The 18,455-nt window shown below is 27.4% G+C and carries 21 protein-coding genes and 2 pseudogenes; all 23 read right to left on the reverse strand.

The annotated features are described in order from the left end of the window. Positions 1–62 precede the first annotated feature (62 nt). Positions 63–701 (reverse strand): ATP phosphoribosyltransferase, encoded by a 639-nt coding sequence (hisG, locus tag NGI68_RS00995; RefSeq protein ID WP_251859616.1) that lies wholly within the window; start codon positions 699–701, stop codon positions 63–65. A gap of 24 nt (positions 702–725) precedes the next feature. After that, positions 726–929: a hypothetical protein gene (locus NGI68_RS17200; RefSeq protein WP_502799368.1), complete on the reverse strand. Its 204-nt coding sequence runs from the start codon at positions 927–929 to the stop codon at positions 726–728. A gap of 153 nt (positions 930–1,082) precedes the next feature. Then, positions 1,083–1,991: pseudogene (locus tag NGI68_RS01000) on the reverse strand (ATP phosphoribosyltransferase regulatory subunit). A 287-nt stretch (positions 1,992–2,278) separates the two neighbouring features. Further along, on the reverse strand, positions 2,279–2,401 hold the full coding sequence (locus NGI68_RS01005) for a rhodanese-like domain-containing protein (RefSeq protein WP_251859617.1): 123 nt from the start codon (positions 2,399–2,401) through the stop codon (positions 2,279–2,281). A 3-nt stretch (positions 2,402–2,404) separates the two neighbouring features. Continuing rightward, positions 2,405–3,238, reverse strand: a complete 834-nt coding sequence (locus NGI68_RS01010; RefSeq protein WP_251859618.1) for a sulfurtransferase — start codon at positions 3,236–3,238, stop codon at positions 2,405–2,407. Then, positions 3,235–3,894, reverse strand: coding sequence for a TVP38/TMEM64 family protein (locus NGI68_RS01015; RefSeq protein WP_251859619.1), 660 nt, complete (start codon positions 3,892–3,894; stop codon positions 3,235–3,237). The genes NGI68_RS01010 and NGI68_RS01015 overlap by 4 nt, the downstream gene beginning before the upstream one ends. Positions 3,895–4,260: 366 nt before the next feature. Beyond that, positions 4,261–5,172, reverse strand: coding sequence for a ribokinase (gene rbsK, locus NGI68_RS01020; protein WP_251859620.1), 912 nt, complete (start codon positions 5,170–5,172; stop codon positions 4,261–4,263). Between the two features lie 133 nt (positions 5,173–5,305). Then, positions 5,306–5,944, reverse strand: a complete 639-nt coding sequence (gene deoC, locus NGI68_RS01025; protein ID WP_251859621.1) for a deoxyribose-phosphate aldolase — start codon at positions 5,942–5,944, stop codon at positions 5,306–5,308. Positions 5,945–6,235: 291 nt separating this feature from the next. Further along, positions 6,236–7,174 (reverse strand): DNA-binding transcriptional repressor DeoR, encoded by a 939-nt coding sequence (gene deoR / locus NGI68_RS01030; protein WP_251859622.1) that lies wholly within the window; start codon positions 7,172–7,174, stop codon positions 6,236–6,238. A gap of 18 nt (positions 7,175–7,192) precedes the next feature. Continuing rightward, positions 7,193–7,386, reverse strand: a pseudogene (locus NGI68_RS17020) (hypothetical protein); the annotation flags it as partial. A gap of 195 nt (positions 7,387–7,581) precedes the next feature. After that, on the reverse strand, positions 7,582–8,331 hold the full coding sequence (locus NGI68_RS01035; protein WP_251859623.1) for a DUF975 family protein: 750 nt from the start codon (positions 8,329–8,331) through the stop codon (positions 7,582–7,584). Positions 8,332–8,463: 132 nt separating this feature from the next. Continuing rightward, on the reverse strand, positions 8,464–9,408 hold the full coding sequence (locus NGI68_RS01040) for a methyl-accepting chemotaxis protein (protein ID WP_251859624.1): 945 nt from the start codon (positions 9,406–9,408) through the stop codon (positions 8,464–8,466). A 99-nt stretch (positions 9,409–9,507) separates the two neighbouring features. Continuing rightward, positions 9,508–10,167 carry a 7-cyano-7-deazaguanine synthase QueC gene (gene queC / locus NGI68_RS01045; protein ID WP_251859625.1) on the reverse strand — a complete coding sequence of 220 codons (660 nt, stop codon included), beginning with the start codon at positions 10,165–10,167 and terminating at the stop codon, positions 9,508–9,510. A 159-nt stretch (positions 10,168–10,326) separates the two neighbouring features. Further along, positions 10,327–10,917, reverse strand: a complete 591-nt coding sequence (folE, locus tag NGI68_RS01050) for a GTP cyclohydrolase I FolE (protein WP_251859626.1) — start codon at positions 10,915–10,917, stop codon at positions 10,327–10,329. 3 nt (positions 10,918–10,920) lie between these two features. Further along, positions 10,921–11,586, reverse strand: a complete 666-nt coding sequence (gene queE, locus NGI68_RS01055) for a putative 7-carboxy-7-deazaguanine synthase QueE (protein ID WP_251859627.1) — start codon at positions 11,584–11,586, stop codon at positions 10,921–10,923. Between the two features lies 1 nt (position 11,587). Continuing rightward, positions 11,588–12,019: a 6-carboxytetrahydropterin synthase QueD gene (gene queD / locus NGI68_RS01060; protein WP_251859628.1), complete on the reverse strand. Its 432-nt coding sequence runs from the start codon at positions 12,017–12,019 to the stop codon at positions 11,588–11,590. Positions 12,020–12,033: 14 nt separating this feature from the next. Further along, positions 12,034–12,795: an acyl-CoA dehydratase activase gene (locus tag NGI68_RS01065; protein WP_251859629.1), complete on the reverse strand. Its 762-nt coding sequence runs from the start codon at positions 12,793–12,795 to the stop codon at positions 12,034–12,036. Positions 12,796–12,880: 85 nt separating this feature from the next. Next, positions 12,881–13,873, reverse strand: a complete 993-nt coding sequence (locus NGI68_RS01070; protein WP_251859630.1) for a 2-hydroxyacyl-CoA dehydratase family protein — start codon at positions 13,871–13,873, stop codon at positions 12,881–12,883. A gap of 708 nt (positions 13,874–14,581) precedes the next feature. Continuing rightward, positions 14,582–15,031, reverse strand: coding sequence for an MOSC domain-containing protein (locus tag NGI68_RS01075; RefSeq protein WP_251859631.1), 450 nt, complete (start codon positions 15,029–15,031; stop codon positions 14,582–14,584). A gap of 63 nt (positions 15,032–15,094) precedes the next feature. Then, complete coding sequence (moaC, locus tag NGI68_RS01080; protein WP_251859632.1) at positions 15,095–15,562, reverse strand: cyclic pyranopterin monophosphate synthase MoaC; 468 nt, start codon at positions 15,560–15,562, stop codon at positions 15,095–15,097. Positions 15,563–15,565: 3 nt separating this feature from the next. Further along, complete coding sequence (moaA, locus tag NGI68_RS01085) at positions 15,566–16,522, reverse strand: GTP 3',8-cyclase MoaA (RefSeq protein ID WP_251859633.1); 957 nt, start codon at positions 16,520–16,522, stop codon at positions 15,566–15,568. A 50-nt stretch (positions 16,523–16,572) separates the two neighbouring features. Then, on the reverse strand, positions 16,573–17,061 hold the full coding sequence (locus NGI68_RS01090; RefSeq protein ID WP_251859634.1) for a MogA/MoaB family molybdenum cofactor biosynthesis protein: 489 nt from the start codon (positions 17,059–17,061) through the stop codon (positions 16,573–16,575). 103 nt (positions 17,062–17,164) lie between these two features. Then, positions 17,165–18,376: a molybdopterin molybdotransferase MoeA gene (locus tag NGI68_RS01095; protein ID WP_251859635.1), complete on the reverse strand. Its 1,212-nt coding sequence runs from the start codon at positions 18,374–18,376 to the stop codon at positions 17,165–17,167. Positions 18,377–18,455 lie beyond the last annotated feature (79 nt).

Raw genomic sequence — 18,455 nt, forward strand, 5'->3', positions numbered from 1 at the left:
CTTTAGTGATAAAGCATATAAAAATTATACCCTGTCACTAAATACACCCCCCTTTCTATTTTCTATTGTTTTATTACTTCACTTATATTCTCAATTATTTTTGTAATAGCATTCTTTTTCATTTTCATACTAGCTTTATTTACTATCATTCTTGCACTTATTTCACATATATACTCCAGAACTACTAACCCATTTTCTCTTAAGGTGTTTCCTGTTTCTACAATATCCACTATTGCATCTGCAAGTCCCACAATAGGTGCTAATTCTACAGAACCTTCTATTTTAATTAATTCTACATCTAGTCCTTTTTTTCTAAAATATTCTCTTGTTACATTCGGATATTTAGTTGCTATTTTTTTCTTATTACATCCTTTGTATAAATTAAAATTAGGTAATGTAGCTAAAGCAAATTTACACTTTCCAATATTCAGATCTAAAACTTCATAAAACTCCTTATTTGTTTCCATTAAAGTGTCTTTTCCTACAATGCCTATATCTGCAGTACCATATTCTACATAGGTTTCTACATCTTTAGCTTTAACTAAAAAAAACTCTATACTATATTTTTCATTTTCACAATTAAAAATAAGTTTTCTTCCTTTATCCTCTAATTCTCTAGTATTAATATTAATAGCCTTGAATATTTCAATAGCTTTCTTTTCAAGTCTGCCTTTGGTTAACGCTATTTTTACTTTTTTCAATGTAATCACCTATCCCCTTACTAATTACAAAATTAATAAATCCTCTACTTCATCTTTATGTAGAAAAACTATTTTATCTGATTTTAAATCCTTAACAAATAGTTTTTCTTCTCCTGTAAACCCTATAATAAAATCAAGACCTTTATTCTGTGAATATGTAAAAATCTTTTTATCATCATCTAAGAGACTTAATTCACATATAATTTTTTTCTTTTTTAACTTTTCCATAAAATCATATGCCTTTCTTAAAAACGCCTCTTTGTAAAATATTAAAACCTTCTTATATTCATCTATAGGTATTACATTTTGTTTCTTTAAAGCAACTATTACATCATCTACATTAATAGCAAATCCTGTAGCAGGTAGTTCTACTCCAAAATGTTAAATTAAATTATCATATCTTCCTCCACTTAATACAGAGTCTCCTAATTCTTCTACATAGGCTTTAAATATAATTCCTGTATAATAATCCATGTTTTGTACCATTCCAAGATCAATGGATATATATGATTCAAACCCTATATTTTCTATGAGTTTATATATTTTATATATATTGTCTAAAGATTCTAAAGCTTTTTTATTTTTTGTTAAGGTTTTAGCCTTTTCTATTATCTCAATATCACCAAATAATTTAGGAAGATTTTCTATAAGTTTAAAATCATTATTCGAATGCTTTGAACTTATTTCATATAAAAACTTTTTAAGAGCTATATAATTTTTGTTTTTATTATTTCTTTAATTTTTTAAATTATCCTCTTGTATTTTCATATTTTCTACTAAAGCATCAAACAATCCAGCATCACCTAAATCTATTTTAAAATTTTTAAGTCCTAAGCTTAAAAGAGAATTTATAGCCGTAACTATACTATCCACATCAGATTTTATTCCTTTAGTTCCTATTATCTCAATTCCTGATTGAGTTATTTCTCCTAACTTTCCATTGAATTTTTCATTAACTCTAAATATATTTGCTGTATAAGAAAGTTTAAGTGGATATGTATAATTTTTTATTTTAGTTCCTGCAATTCTTCCTATTGGAGTAGTCATATCTGGTCTCAAAACAAGAATTCTTCCTAAACTATCAAAAAGTTTATACATTTCTTCTTGAGGTATACTTTGAATGTTATAATCAAATACATCATAAAATTCTAGTGTAGGAGATATTATTTGAGAAAATCCGCTATATTTATAAGCTTTTCTTAATTCATGTTCTATATATAATTTCACATTGCTCTCTTCAAATAAAATATCTTTCATACCCTCTGGTATAAATTCATTCCACTTCTCCATTTTACGCTCCTTTACTTTAATAATTTATAAGTTTAATGCGATAAAGTAATAAATTAAAAATATATTATCATTTTCTTTTATTAATGTCAATATAGTTTTTTATTTTTTTAAAACTAACTGCTTTACAATTACACATACATATGCAATCTTATACTTTTATTTCGATTAATTAGCAATTCATATTTTACTGTTATATCTATATAAATGATTATTTTCTTCATTTATAAAAAATGACAAAAAACAGCTAACCTTATACTAAGGCTAACTGTTTTTATTGAATTTATAAATTATTTTACCATAGGCATTTTTGAATCTCCGCCCCATTCATAAATTGAACCTTCATAATTTTTTACTTTTTCAAAACCAACTGCTTTGAGAATCATAGATGCATATCCAGATCTTATACCCATAGTTCAGTAAACTACAAATTCATCTTCTGGCTTTACACCTACAGAAGCCATTATTTTCTTTATGTCCTCTGGAGATTTTGGAGTACCATCTTTATTCAGTATATCTGTCCATACTAAATTTTTTGCTCCCTTTATATGCCCTCCTCTTGGTTCTCCAGCCTTCTGTGACCCTTTATATTCTCCTTCAGTTCTTACATCCAAAATAACTTCTTTACTTAAGTTATTATAGACATACTCCTTATTTGTAGAATTGGTTAAATCATAATCTTTTAATACAACACCTGAAGTAGGTGTTGGTTTTACTGGCTTATTATTAACTTCATAACCAAGCTTTTTCCAATATGTAAGTCCACCAACCATAAGCTTAACATTTTTTAATCCAGCCATTCTTAATTGCCAAACTGCTCTACCGTCAGCTCCAGGTCCTTTAAATACATTTGAATAAAACACTACAGTTTTTTTATTGTCAATTCCCAAACTTTCTAAAGCTTTCTTTAAATCTTCTTTTTTCTTGATAGTTCCCCAATCTGGATCTCCAGGTTTTCCAACCTTATCTGAAAAAGAATGTAAACCTACACTTATAGCTCCATCAATATGTTCTTTAGCATATAGATCTGGTTTATTACAATCTAAAATTACTAAATCTTTACTACCTTGAAGCTTATGTACTTGTTGAGCTGTTATTAAAAAATCATTATTTTTATAAGCTTTTAAATCTATTTCTTTTGCATTTTTATCTACTTTAACTTCTTCTTTACTTGAACAAGCTGTTAAAGTAAATATAAAGGTTAAAACCAACAATATAACAGAAAATCTTTTTATAAATTTTCTTTTCAAATTTTTTCCTCCTTTGTTTTTGCTATGTTTTTATCATTCCATATTTGTTTAAATAACCCTATTAGTGCTGTTAATGCAAATAATATCAATAATCCCATAACAAATGTTTTTGCTGTACCTGTTAACATACTGCCTATATAAGAATAAATAATAGTTGCAGGAAGTTGTCCAATTCCTGTAGCTATAAAAAATTCTAAGAACCCCATAGATGTTAATCCTGCCGCATAGCTTACTATATCAAAAGATATAAACGGTAATAGCCTAGCTATTAAAACTGCATATTTTCCGTATTTATCAAAAAAACCATCTATCTTTTTTAGTGCTGTTTTAGATGTAAGCTTTTCCACCACATCTCTTCCTAAAAATTTAGCAATATAAAAGCATAATGCTGCTCCTACCATTGCACTTGCCCAAGATAATATTGCTCCTTTTACCCATCCAAATATTCCTGCATTAGCAAAAGTAATTATAAATGCTGGAAGTGGAGCCACTATGGATTGAAGTACCATTAATAAAAACGATACTATTGGAGCCCATATGCCATAGCCTAGTATGTATCCTCTAACTAAATCAACATCTACATTTTTTAATATAAATACAGCTTGGTTTACATTAACTCTAATTGGTGTAATAAAAAAGTAAAGACAAACTATCATAATAATTAGTGCAATCTTTCCAGTAGCACTTTTAAATATACTTTTTATAACTTTTCCTCCTCTCTTTCTACCATATAACTTTATTTTATTTTCTTATAGCATATATGTCCAATTATAAAATTTTATAATAGATAGTTTAACTATAAGTTTTTTTTATATGTTATGCATGTTCTATAATTTTTTCTTATGCAAAATATTGAATTTTTTCTAACAAAATAGACATTTATATATTCCAAGCCATTTTTTATTTTAATTAAGGAAAAGTATTATATTTAAAATACAAAAAAAGATTACTTCAAAATAATTCCTATTTCAAAGTAATCTTTTATATTATAAATTCAATAATATATGTTTAAAATGTAAATACTATTTTAAAAACTTTTCAAACTGTTCCTTAGTTGGATAAGAACTTTGAGTACCATATTTTGTAACACTAAGAGCAGCATAGACAGTTGCTTTTTCAAGAGCTAATAATATATTCTTTGTAGCTACGTAGTAATGTGCAAAGCATCCAATAAATGCATCTCCAGCACCAGTAGTATCTACAGCATTAACCTGTTTAGAATTTATAAACTGTTCTTCATGTTTGTTTATCCAGAATAAGCCCTTGCTTCCCATTGTAACAATTACATTCTTAACTCCTTTATTTGCTATAAAGTATGCCGCTTCTTTTATTTCATCTAATGTAGTTACATGTTTATTAGTTAAAATCTCTAATTCTGTTTCATTTGGCACAAAAAAATCACATTTACAAACATAACTGAAATCAAGCTCTTTTGTAGCAGGTGCTGGATTTAACAAAATAGGAATATTATTTTTATTTGCAAAATCTATAGCATAATAAACAGTTTCTAATTCAATCTCCAATTGCAAAATAATTAATGAGCACTTTTTTAGTTTTTCACTTGCATTATCTATATCTTTGGGGCATAAGCTTTTATTTGCACCTTTAATAATTAAAATACTATTTTTAGATTCTTTATCTACAAAAATGGGAGCAACTCCACTAGGTTTGTTTTTTTCAATAGTAACAAACTCTGTATTTATACCATTATTTTTAAAATTTTTAATAGTATTTTCCCCAAACAAATCATCCCCAACTTTGCTTACCATCATAACATTTGATTCTAATCTTGCAGCTGCAACAGCTTGATTTGAGCCTTTTCCTCCACATCCCATTTTAAAATCTAGTGCTTCTAAAGTTTCACCTTCTTTAGGCATTCTATCTATATAACTTATTAAGTCTACCATGTTTGAACCAATAACTGCAATATCCATTTTAAGTACTTCCTTTCAATATATAATTTAGACTAACAGCCGTTATCTATAGATTAAATAGTAAAGACAATAAAATATATTGAAACATTGACGTTTTATTTATATTACCATAGGATATTTTTTAATATAATAATTATTTTACAAGTTGAACTCCACAACTTGCACCAATTCTTGTAGCTCCATTTTCTATCATAGCATTCATTTCTTCTTTAGTATGGATTCCACCAGAAGCTTTAACTCCCATGTCTTTACCTACTGTTTCTCTCATTAATTTAATATCCTCTGGTGTTGCTCCTCCAGTTGAGAATCCAGTTGAAGTTTTTACATAATCTGCACCTGCTTCTTTAGCCAAAGTACAAGCTTTTATCTTTTCCTCATCTGTTAATAAGCATGTTTCAATTATTACTTTAACTAATTTATTTTTAGATGCTTCTACAACTTTTTTAATTTCTTCTTTTGCATATGTATCATTTCCCGACTTAAGTTGCCCAACTGAAATAACCATATCTATTTCATCTGCTCCATGTTCAATGGCAACTTTTGTTTCATACACCTTTGATTCCATTGAAGTAGCTCCAAGTGGGAAACCTACAACAGTACAAACCTTAACATCTGTATCAGCTAATTTTTCATGTGCAATTTTAACCCATGAAGGATTTACACAAACTGATGCGAAATCATAAGTTTTAGCTTCCTCAATAAGTTTCAATATATCTTTTTCTGTTGCTTGTGGTTTTAATAATGTATGATCGATATACTTAGATAATTTCATAATTTATAACCCCTCTCATTTTATGAATAATTTTTATTCCTATATTAATTATTTATTGAATTTGTTTACATTTTCATAATAACACTTATGAGAACAAAAGTAAATACAATTATTTACTTTTGTTCTGATCACTTATGTTATCTTATCCTTTACATTTACGTTAATATGTTTTAATATATCTTATACATATTTAATACTTAATACATTTTTATAATAATTATCTTTCTAAGCATAAAACTCCTTCATAAATCATTTATTATGAAGGAGTTTATTATTATAAAATCATATGTTTTATTTTTCAAGTAATAATTTAGCTGTAAATTGATCTGTTATTAAAATATTGGCTATTTTGAACCTCAATGCTACATGTAATGAATTAAGCTTTCTTTCTCCACCAGCAGCTAGAATACTTCTTTCTTTTTTCTTTAATTCCTCTAAATTTATTCCTACTGTTCTACTATTTATTTTATCATCACATATATTACCATTCTTATCAATAAATCGTGAACATATATCCCCTACAGCATGATCTTGAATACGCTTTTTTTCTTCTTCATTAAAATAACCTAATTTAAATAATAAAGAATCATCTTCAATGGTACCTGTAGAAAAAACAGCAATATTAGCTTCTTTTCCCATTCGTATTATCTTATTTATATGACTATCTTTTTCTGTAATTTCTTTTAGTTGTGGTGTATCAAATATAACAGGTAATGGTAAAGCTCTCCCCTCAGCATGAAATGCCTTTGTAAATAATTCATTTATCTCTGAAGCATATGTATTACTACGAGTATGACTTAATCCTCCTTTAAGTTGTACGATTTGAACACCCTTTGATTTTTTTTCTATTAGCTGGGTAGCTACAGCATACATGGTTGTTCCCCAACTTATTCCAATAATATCCCCATCCTTAACAATATTATACAAGTACTCAGCTGCTATACGACCTATATGATTTTTTATTTCATCACTATTATTTAATGGGCAATAAGCAATCATAACATCCTCTAAATTATACTTATTTTTTAAAGCTATTGCTAAATCATCGGATGCATCCATTGGATCATTAATTTCAATAGTAACATAACCTTTTTCCTTAGCATATTTTAAAAGTTTTGATACTGTGGGTCTAGAAATATTAAGTAGCTTTGCAATTTCATGTTGACTATATTCCGATTGATAATATAATCTTGCAATATCTATACTATGTCTGTCTTTTTCTGTTAACATTATTTAAATCTCCTTTTATTACAACTGTTCTCCTAAATTCCTTTTTAAATCTAGTATATATGCGCTTTGCATTTTTTTTAAATCCATAAAAAAATAAGATAAATCTCAATAATGGGATTTTTTATAAATATATTTTCTATAAAAACTATCTTTGTTCCACCATTTTGAGTTTCTGAAAAATAACCAGTCCAAAAAACAGTAAACATTTTATTTTATGTTAAGTAAAATTAAAATCTAACAAATATTTCTTCACTAAAAGTTTCTAAATTTTAATATTATTATATCATATTATTGTAAATTTAATGGTTTTATTTATTATTAACTTTTTATACATTAAATATAGTTTTATTATTATTCATAAGTTAATATAAAAAAACTAAGCCACATTTGACTTAGTTTTTAAATTCTTATATATTAGTATACTTTATGTTATTGTCTAAAAGATTTAATTCTTCATAAGATGTTTTTCCACTTTCTATAGCTTTTTTTCTAAGAATTAAATATAATTCTGCGTGTGTAGCATAAGCATATGGATTAACAAATAATACACCTATACCTAAAGCTAAGGCTCCTAATACATACCATCCTAAGAATGAAAGATCTAGCACAAATATATTCCATTTTTCTCCTCTTGTCATTTCATTGCTTAATTGTATAGCCCTTTCCGCTCCAATAGATGGGTTATCTGCTAATATATATGGTACCATACTATATGCATAAGTTTTTATTATTCCTGGTATTATTAGCAATAAAGTCCATAAAGTAATAAAAATAGTTCTTAGTAACATTGTTAGCAATACACCAAAATACCTATCTTTTTTAAAACAATATCCAAGATACCCCTTATTGTTTTTACCTTCTGCTGCCTTTATAAAAAACTTTCTTCCTCCTACTTCAAGCATATACCCCACTAAGACTCTTAAAATCATAATTATTATTGCTATAGATCCTAAAAATATTAAAAGTTTATTAGTCCAGCTTATAACTTCTACAGGCATTCTATCATAAATAATAGACATGTGATTTCCATCTATTTTTTTATTAATATAATTATTTGATGTTACGATAGCTATAACCAAACTTACTAAAAAAGCATTCCAATAATTAATCTTTAATACTTTTTTAGCCTTATTCTTAATCAATTCTCGTGTCCACATTTTACTCTCTCCTTTATAAATATTTTTATTACCCACTTATTAAATTTTATACTATATTTATAAAATTTAATACAATATTACATTATATTATATTATATTAAGTTTTATTTGCGAACTATATATTTTTTAATTCTATTTCATATATTGGGCTATATTATATACACTTTTTTCTAGTTTTTTATCTACTTTGTGAGCCTCATCTATATGTTTTACAATTTGAATATTTGTTTCAGTAAGAATGTTATCTACTTCGTTTATTCCATTAAAAATATTAACTATATCCTTCTTTTGAGTATTAATTATTTTAATTAACTTATCAGTATCATCTTCAACTATATTAAATGAATTTAAAACTTGTTCTATTTTTTCAAGAGCTCCTTTAGAAGATTCTACTCCATCTGTAACTACCACTGTGCTTTTTTCTACACTTTTCAAAACATTTTTAGTCTGCGAATCTATTCCATTAATTAAGTTAGTTATATTACTACTACTTTCACCGGTCATCTCTGCCAATTTTCTAACTTCATCAGCAACTACGGCAAATCCTTTACCTTTCTCTCCTGCACGAGCGGCTTCTATAGCAGCATTAAGAGCGAGAAGATTCGTTTTTGAGGCTATACCGCTTATTAATTGAGCTATTTCTCCAATTTCTTTTAACTTTTTACCCAAAGCATTAATATTTTCATATGTATTTTTGGTTTCTATATCAAGATTTTCAATTACTTTAACCATTCCTTCTATTGATTTTCTACCCTCTAAAGACTTATTAACAGTATCCTTTGTAACTTCCAATAAACTTTCACCTTGATTAAAAAGTTTGTCCGTTGATTTATTAGCCCTGTCGGTTAAATCTGATACTGTTACCATGTGTTCTTCAATCTGCTTTGCTAATTTTTCTAGCACCTCATGTTCACTATTAACCTTATTATGCTGCTGTATTATACCTTCTATTTGTGTAGTCATTTCTTTTAGAAATTCTATAGTATTGCTAGTTTCAACTTCACGCTTGTCCTTAACAAAAACATCTTGTTCAATAGTTTCATTTTTACTATCTTTTTTACTAAAAATATTTATCATAATATAGTCCTCCTAATATCTATCTCATTAATAATAGATTATCGGAAAAGCTTTTGAAAACTAAACATGTACTATAAAAGGCATTGTTCTATATTAAATCTAATTCATGAATTTTTTTTCAAAGTCTTCATATCCTTTTCTTCTTAATTTGCAAGATGGGCATTCCCCACAACCATCTGCTTTTATTCCATTATAACATGTTAAAGTTTCATTTTTAACAATATCAAGCACTCCTAGATCATAGGCCATTTTCCAAGTTTCTGCTTTATCGATCCACATAAGTGGTGTAAGTATTTCAAATTCATAATCCATAGCTAAGTTTAGAGTAACATTTAAAGATTTTATAAAAATATCTCTACAATCTGGATATCCACTAAAGTCACTTTGTGATACTCCTGTTATAATAGTATTTATTCCTTTTTGTTTTGCAAACACTGCAACAAAGCTTAAAAATAATAGATTTCTTCCATCTACAAAGGAATTAGGAACTCCTTTATCAGGTGCACTTTTATCCACATTTATATCCTGCCTAGTTAAAGAATTAGATGCTAATTGATTTAATAAATTAAGATCTAAAATATGATGTTCTATATGATATCTTTTGCATATATCCTTTGCACAGCTAAGTTCTAACTTATGCTTTTGATTATAATCAAATGATACTGCTATAACTTCTTTATATTTTTCCTTTGCCCAAAATAAACAAGTTGTACTATCTTGTCCACCGCTAAATACTACTATTGCTTTTTCTTTATTCATTCATTTACACATCCTTTTGTTTTATAATTTAAGGGTACTTTCCTTATCACAACCATTTTTTTAATATTAATTAATATATTAAAGTTTATGATTTAGGTATAAAATATTCTTTTTCAAATATTCATGTTAATAATTTTATATTTTAAACTAATAATATCTTTATTTAGTATATAGCATCATTAGTTTATTGCTTATAATTGGATCCGTATTAAATCTACCTCTCAACGTAGTTGATATAGTTTTAGTTCCTGGTTTTTTTATTCCTCTAGTGGTCATACATCCATGTTCCCCTTCTATAATAACAGCTACATCTTCTGAATTAGTTATTTTTTGTAATACTTCTGCTATATCGCTCCCAATTCTCTCTTGAAGTTGTAATCTACGTCCTATCATATCAGCTACTCTTGCAATCTTACTTAACCCTATAATCTTTCCATTAGGTATATATGCTATAGCTACTTTCATGTTGTACATAAGAGCTAAATGATGTTCACAGTGGCTAAATATTTCTATATCCTTCATAAAAACCATATCATCTTGACTTTTATCTATAGATAAGTCATCTTCAAAAGTCACATTAAACATCTCTGCAATTTCATAATTGGTATAACACATACCCTTAAATATTTCTTCATACATTTTAGCCACACGTTTTGGTGTATCTTTTAATCCTTGTCTATCAGGGTTATCTCCTAAGGCTTTTAATATTCCTGTTATATGCGCTTCAATTGCTTTAACATCAATTTCCATATGCTACACTCCTCTCTTATTAGGATCCCATATAATCTTATGAAGCTGTACTTGTAAGTTCACTCCATTCATTTTGTTATTTATCATAAATTCCACCATATCATCTAAATTAATTTTTCCAAACACGGGACTTATATATACATTAGTTCTATTTGCTAGATTATATGTATTTATTATTTCTTTAGCTCTTTCTAGATCTTCCACACTACCTGATACAAATTTTACTGTATCTTTATTAGTTAGATATTTAAAATTATCTAATACCATTTTATTTTCCATATTACTTGAAGGCAATTTATAATCCATAGTAAAGCTTGGTGCACTTTTTATATTTGAAAATTTATTTAATAATATACTTCCATTAGTTTCTATCTCTACCTGGAGTTCTTTATCTTTAGAAAGTACTTCTAACAATTCTATTATTCCTTCCTGCAAAAGAGGTTCTCCACCTGTTAAAGTTATATTTTTTATCTCTTTTAATTCAATATAATCATATATATCCTCAACACTCATTAATTCATAGACTACATTTTTCTCATTTGCCCAAAGTGTATCGCAATAGCTACAGTTTAAATTACATCCTGCAAATCTTATAAATATAGCTAATTGTCCACATTTTCTTCCTTCTCCATTTATACTTAAAAATTTTTCCACAACTTTGAAATTCATCTTACTTAACCCCGCTTTTCTCATAAGTAGCACTATTATTAGGAGTTTCATATACAGTGACTTTTTTTACATCATATCCCATATCTTTTATAGTTTTATAAAAAAATACTGCAAAATTTTCTGCTGTTGGTCTAAAATCAACTTCTATTATTCGAAATCCATCTTCTTTTAATGAATTTAATGATTTCTCCCTCATAGTATTATTTTCTATTATTAATGCATGGTCATAATAATCTACCATGGATATAATATCTTTTTTTAGGTCCCCAAAATCTATTACCATTCCATCCAATTGCCCACCTTCTACTAGGGATTCTGATTGAACCTGAATTTCAACTTTCCATCTATGTCCATGAATATTACCACATTTACCTTTATAATTAGCTAAAAAATGAGCACTATCAAAACTATGCTCTACCTTCAAAATATACATATTAGTCCTCCTATTTACTTTAAAAATTTATTACCATAATAACAGCATCCAATGGCTCCATTAAATTGAGGATCTTCTATAGACACTATCTCTTCATAATCCTTGTTTAAATATTTCTTTATAGATTGATTATTAGCAACACCACCAGTTAAAATCAATTTTTCTGCTCTAAATTTACTTAAAAGAGGCTGTAATCTTTTATATAAAGAATAATTAACTCCAGCACATAATCTTTCTATATGTATTCCCTCTGCTATTTTTCCAATTAATTCTGACTCTGAAAACACTGCACAGGTTGAGTTCAAATCTACAGGATTTTCTGAATACTTGCTCATTTCATCTAAAGATATTTCAAGTACATTTGCCATATTTTCTAAATATCTACCACAGGAAGCAGCGCATTTTTCGTTAAGTTCCAAATCTGTAGCAAGTCCTTTTTCTACCTTAACAACTTTAACATCCTGACCACCTACATCTAAAAGTATAAAATCTTTTAAGGCACTTTGATAAATTGCCCCATAAACATGAGCTTTTATCTCATTTATGGGTGTGAAAAGTTTTAAGTCCGTATTATTTTTCCCATAACCTGTTGATATAGCTTTATCTATTTTTTCTATGTTAAGCTTTGCTAAATCTACTACTACCTTTCCATGAAAACTACAATAATCTCTATAGAATTTCATAGTACTTACTTTTTTCTTTTTAACTATTATGTTATCTTCCATTAAGACAATCTTAACTTCTCTACTTCCAAGATCTATGCCTAAAAGTCTCATTATTTCCTCTCCTTTTAATTTAACTAGTGGTTAAATAGACTTGTATCCTATGAATATACTACTATAAATATATACCTTTAACTAATTACTTTTTTAAATCCAATAACATGTCTAAAAAAGCCTCTAATCTAAGCTTAGTTCTTGCATCTAGCTTATTTAGCTTATCTCCTTCAATATTCAATATAGGAATATCTATATATTTTTTTAGTACTATATCTTCAACAGATCTATGACAAAAGGCTTGAGTGTAATGTATTATAGCATCTATATTTCTATTTTCCATTTGTTTTTTCAATTCTTTTATTCTAAATTCAATATTGTATGGATAAGTATAATCATAATATTGTTCAAATATATTTGTAGCATCATTTCCCCTTGGAAATGCAAATTCTCTTTGCACTTCATTGTATACAAAATGGGCATTAAAATTATAAACAAAGTCATATATATCTGCAGTCATTGGAGGAACTCCTATATATGCTAATCTTAATTTTTTATTTATAGGCTCTCTTTTAGAGGCATATACAATAAAATCCTTAAGTTCATGTTCAAATTTATCTATATTTCCATTAAAATCACTTAAACTAACTTGATATAAATGATTTTCAAAGCCACTAACTTTATTATCTATGTATGTCATTTCATCTATTTTTTTTAATAGTTTTCTAACTTTATTTAATCTTTTTCTAACCCCTTCAACCTGCTCTTTATTAACGTTAAATATATTCATAAATTTTTTAATTTCAATTTCTATATCATTTAAATTATGACTATTAGGGAAAGAAAATGGATAAACTTTTATGCCCTTCAATTTTAAAACATCAATGAGCACCCTAGTATTAGAACAATCACCTTCCATAACTCCAACTATTTCTTTGATATTGTTTTCTAGGCATGCTCCATAGATTCCCTTTATCCAGGCACATAGGCTTTTAGGAAATCCGTCCCTTTCAGCTATATCTATATATTTTAAATAATTATCTGAAATTATAAATATATTATTTAAATCTACAGGTAAATATCCAGCTGCAATAAGTACCTCAATTGGTACTGTAGTTGTTAATCCTATTTTTTTCATTTTTCTTTCTCCTCATATTTATATGTATCAATATTTTTAAATTACAAACATGCACATCTGCTTATACGTATCACAAACTTATTATATTAGACTTATTGAAAATTAAATAATACCCTCTATCCTTTATATAAAACAAATAATATAGCATACAAATTTTCCAAATAAAAAAAGGGCATAAAATGCCCATCAATAAAAAACTACCTAAGGCGGTAGTCACGTCCTAGTTTTATTTATAGACAGGATGGTTACGAACTGTCTTTATTCTCTTTTTATAAAAATATATTACTATATTTTACTTATTAAGTCAAATTAATAGATATTTATATCCATAGAAATATTTATATTACAAAGTTTCTGCAATACTTTTTTGAATATGACATAATGTTGTCAAAACCTTCCTATATAATGTAAATAGTCCTATATGAAAGGAGAATAAACATATATAGATATCTTCAATAAAAGAAAAGAGAATAAAATCATATTAAATAAAAACATTAATGAAAAATTCACTACAAATTTTTTTAAAATAAGGAGAAACGAATATATGATTACTAAAATAATAGAAAGAAATGAAATGATCGTAGTTGGAAAAGAAGTAAGGACAACAAACAAAGATGGTGCCTTTATGGCTGTAATTCCAAATCTTTGGAAAGAATTTAAAGATAAAAACTTGAGTGAGAAAATATTAATTTTTATTAATGTATTACATTATTTTATTATCTCAATAGCATCACCAGCTTTTACTTTTCCTCCTTTTATTATCTTTGTAAATATTCCTTCTTTAGGCATTACACATTTCCCTACTGATTTTTTAATGGCACATCCTGAATGACACTCTTTGCCTATTTGAGTAATCTCTTGTACAGTTTTTCCAATTTTTAATACAGTTCCTACAGGAAGATTATATAATACCATTCCCTGTGTGGTTATATTTTCCGCAAATTTTCCTGGGACTAGTCCCTCCACACCTAATTTAGTCATTTTGTCTATACTTTCTTGAGCTAATAAACTTACTTGCCTATGCCATTTCCCAGCATGAGCATCTCCTTTTAATCCAAAATCCTCCTGAAAAATTCCTTCTTCCATAGGTTCTTTTATTACTCCTTTTTTATGACTTATGTTTATTGATACTACTTTTCCAGCTATGTTATCTTTCATATTTATCCTCCTATAATACAATTAATATAGTTAAAATGCATCTAATATTTATTCTTATGCCTATTATTTTCTTTTATACTCTCCACTTTTACCACCTGTTTTTTTCATAAGCTTTATATCACCTATGACCATATCTTTATCTACAGCTTTACACATATCATATATGGTAAGTGCTGTAACAGATACTGCAGTTAAAGCTTCCATCTCTACTCCTGTTTTTCCATAAGTAGATACTGTAGCTTCTATTTCTATTTCCTCATCTAATATATTAAACTTTATATCTGCACCAGTTAAAAATATGTTATGGCACATAGGAATAATATCTGATGTCTTTTTTGCTCCCATTATCCCGCCTATTTGGGCAACAGATAGAACATCCCCTTTTTTTATTAAACCATTTTTTATTATATCTATAGTTTCTTTTTTTAGCTTTATAGTTCCTACAGCTACAGCTATTCTTTTTGTATCATTTTTTTGTCCTACATTTACCATATGCGCTCTTCCATTTTCATTAAAATGTGTAAAGTCCATTTTTTATCCTCCTATAGCTACCATATTTCTATCTATGTATTCACCATTTTCTAAATGATGTTTTTCTGGTTTTTTGTTTATAGCATTGATTATTATTTCTTTTATAGACTCACCATTCCTTAAATGAGTTTTTAGATCTATTTCATCATTTGAATGAAGACAAAGTTTCAATTTGCCATCGCATGTAAGTCTAACTCTATTACAATTTTCACAAAACATACATGATATAGGACTTATAAGACCTATTTTCCCTTTAGCATTTCTTAACTTATAATATTTAGCTGGTGATGATATATCCTCTTTTTCTATTTCTATTAAATTTTTCACTGTTCTAAGGACTATTTCATTTGATACGTATTTCCCTAAAGACCAGTTTTTACATTGACCTATTGGCATAAGTTCAATAAATCTAACATCTACCTTTTCATGAACAGTCAAGTTTACAAAATCTTCAATCTCATCATCATTAAATCCTTTTACTAATACCACATTAAATTTTATAGGCGAAATTCCTATTTGCTTTGCTTTTTCTATACCTTTTAAAAGATTTTTAAAACTTCCACCTCTGGTTATGTATTCATATTTATCTTTTTTTAAAGTATCTAAACTTATATTCAGTCTATTAATCCCAAAACTTCTTAACTGTTTTGAATAATCTTTTAATAGTGTCCCATTTGTTGTCATAGAAAAATCTTCTATTCCCTTAATTTGCCCTATATTTTTTATGATATTTAAAATATTATTTCTTATGAGAGGCTCTCCTCCAGTTATTCTTACTTTTGTTACTCCAAGTTCAACGAATGTATTTGTTATTTCTTCTATTTCTTCCAACTTCAATATTTGTCTATTATCTATTTTATTTATTCCTTGCTCTGGCATACAATATTTGCACCGTAGATTGCACAAATCCGTTACAGATATTCTAAGATAGTTTATATTACGACCAAATGAATCAACCATAAAATTCTTCCTTTCTAATTACAGCATATAAAAATTTATGTTACTAATAATTATCTAGCACATTCATTAGCCTTACCTATAAGTATCTCTAATCCATGATTTAATGGCTCTATTATATATTCAAGTGATTCTCTAACTGCTTTAGGACTTCCCGGAAGATTTATAATTAATGTCTTATTCCTTATGCCACTAACAGCTCTAGATAGCATTGCCCTTTTAGTAATGGTCATGCTATATGCTCGTATGGCCTCTACTATTCCTGGTGCAAGTCTATCTACAACTTCCAAAGTGGCCTGGGGTGTAACATCTCTTTTACTAAAGCCTGTACCTCCAGTTGTAAGTATCAAATCCATATTAAGATTATCACTGCACTGTATAAGTTCTTTTGAAATCATATTTTTATCATCTGGAAGTACTATATACTTTTCTACAGCATATCCTGCATTTTCCACTATTTCTTTTATGACTTTTCCACTTTCATCAATTCTTTTATTTTCATAACCTTTATCACTACAAGTTATAATGGCAACCTTAAACATATCTTTTCTCCTTCACAATTAAATATAGTTAAAAGTTATATTTCTTCTCTACTACTTTGTATATTGTTGTATATTTTTAACATTAATCTATTCCACTAACTTATTACTTAAAAATGAGTTTTCCGTAAATCTTTTCTCCTATATTTATTTCATGTACATCTTCATTCATAACTATTATTCCATTAGCTTTACTCATAGTCATAAGATAATTTGAACATTGACTACCTAAATCTTCAGCATAATACTTTCCATTCTCTTCTTTTATATTTGCATATATGTATTTTCTTCTATTGCTTTTTCCTTTAAATTTACTTAATGCTGTCACTAATATCTTATCATCTTTAATTTTATTAAAACCACTTATATTTCTAATAGCAGGCTTTACAAATTCATCAAAAGTTGTTATAAGTGACAATGGGTTTCCTGGCAATCCAAAAAAGAACTTATCTTTAACTTTTCCAAATGTAACTGGTTTTCCTGGTTTAATTGCCACTGATGTAAATTTTATATCAGCCCCTATTTCTCTTAAAACCTCCTCAACAAAATCAAAATCTCCAACTGATACACCACCAGATGTGATTACTATATCTGCCTTTTGTAATGATTCCATAATTTTTTCCTTCAACAAATCTTTTTCATCTGAAGCTATTCCCAATGATAAAAATTCTAAGCCCAAATTTTTACATAGGGCCATAAGAGAATATTCATTACAATTTCTTACCTTTCCCTTTTTAAGTTCATCATCTATATTTAAAAGTTCATCACCAGTTGATATTATAGCTATTTTAGGGGTTTTATAATTTAAAACCTTACTATATCCTAAAGATGCTAATAGTCCTATTTCAGTTGGTCTTATAACTTTTCCTTTAGGTAATGCCAAATCCCCAATATTTATTTCTTCTCCTATTTTTATAATATCAGTTCCTTCTTTAACTAAGTTAGATACTACTAGCTTAGTTTCTTTACATATTACTTCTTCAATTTTTATTACTGCATTAGCCCCTTTGGGTACTGGTGCTCCTGTCATAATCTTAATTGCTTCACCATGTTTTAATTCACCCTCATAATACTCTCCGGCCCTTATCAAACCTACTATATCAAGTTCTATATCTATGCCATTTTTACATATTGATGTATCTTCAGATTTTATAGCATATCCATCCTTAGTAGACTTATTAAAAGGTGGTAAAACATCTTTTGAATAAATATCTTCGGCTAAAACCTTATTAAGTGAACATACAATATCAGATTCTTCTATACCTATAGGGCTTGTTTCGTCTTCAATTATTTTTAATGCTTCTTCTATACTAATCATGCTTCTTTGTCCTTTCAAATAAGGCATATTAAAATAATAAATTAGTATTTTTTATAACACTAAAAATTAAATTATTATG

Source organism: Clostridium sp. Marseille-Q2269 (assembly GCF_943736985.1).
Taxonomy (GTDB): domain Bacteria; phylum Bacillota; class Clostridia; order Clostridiales; family Clostridiaceae; genus Clostridium_F.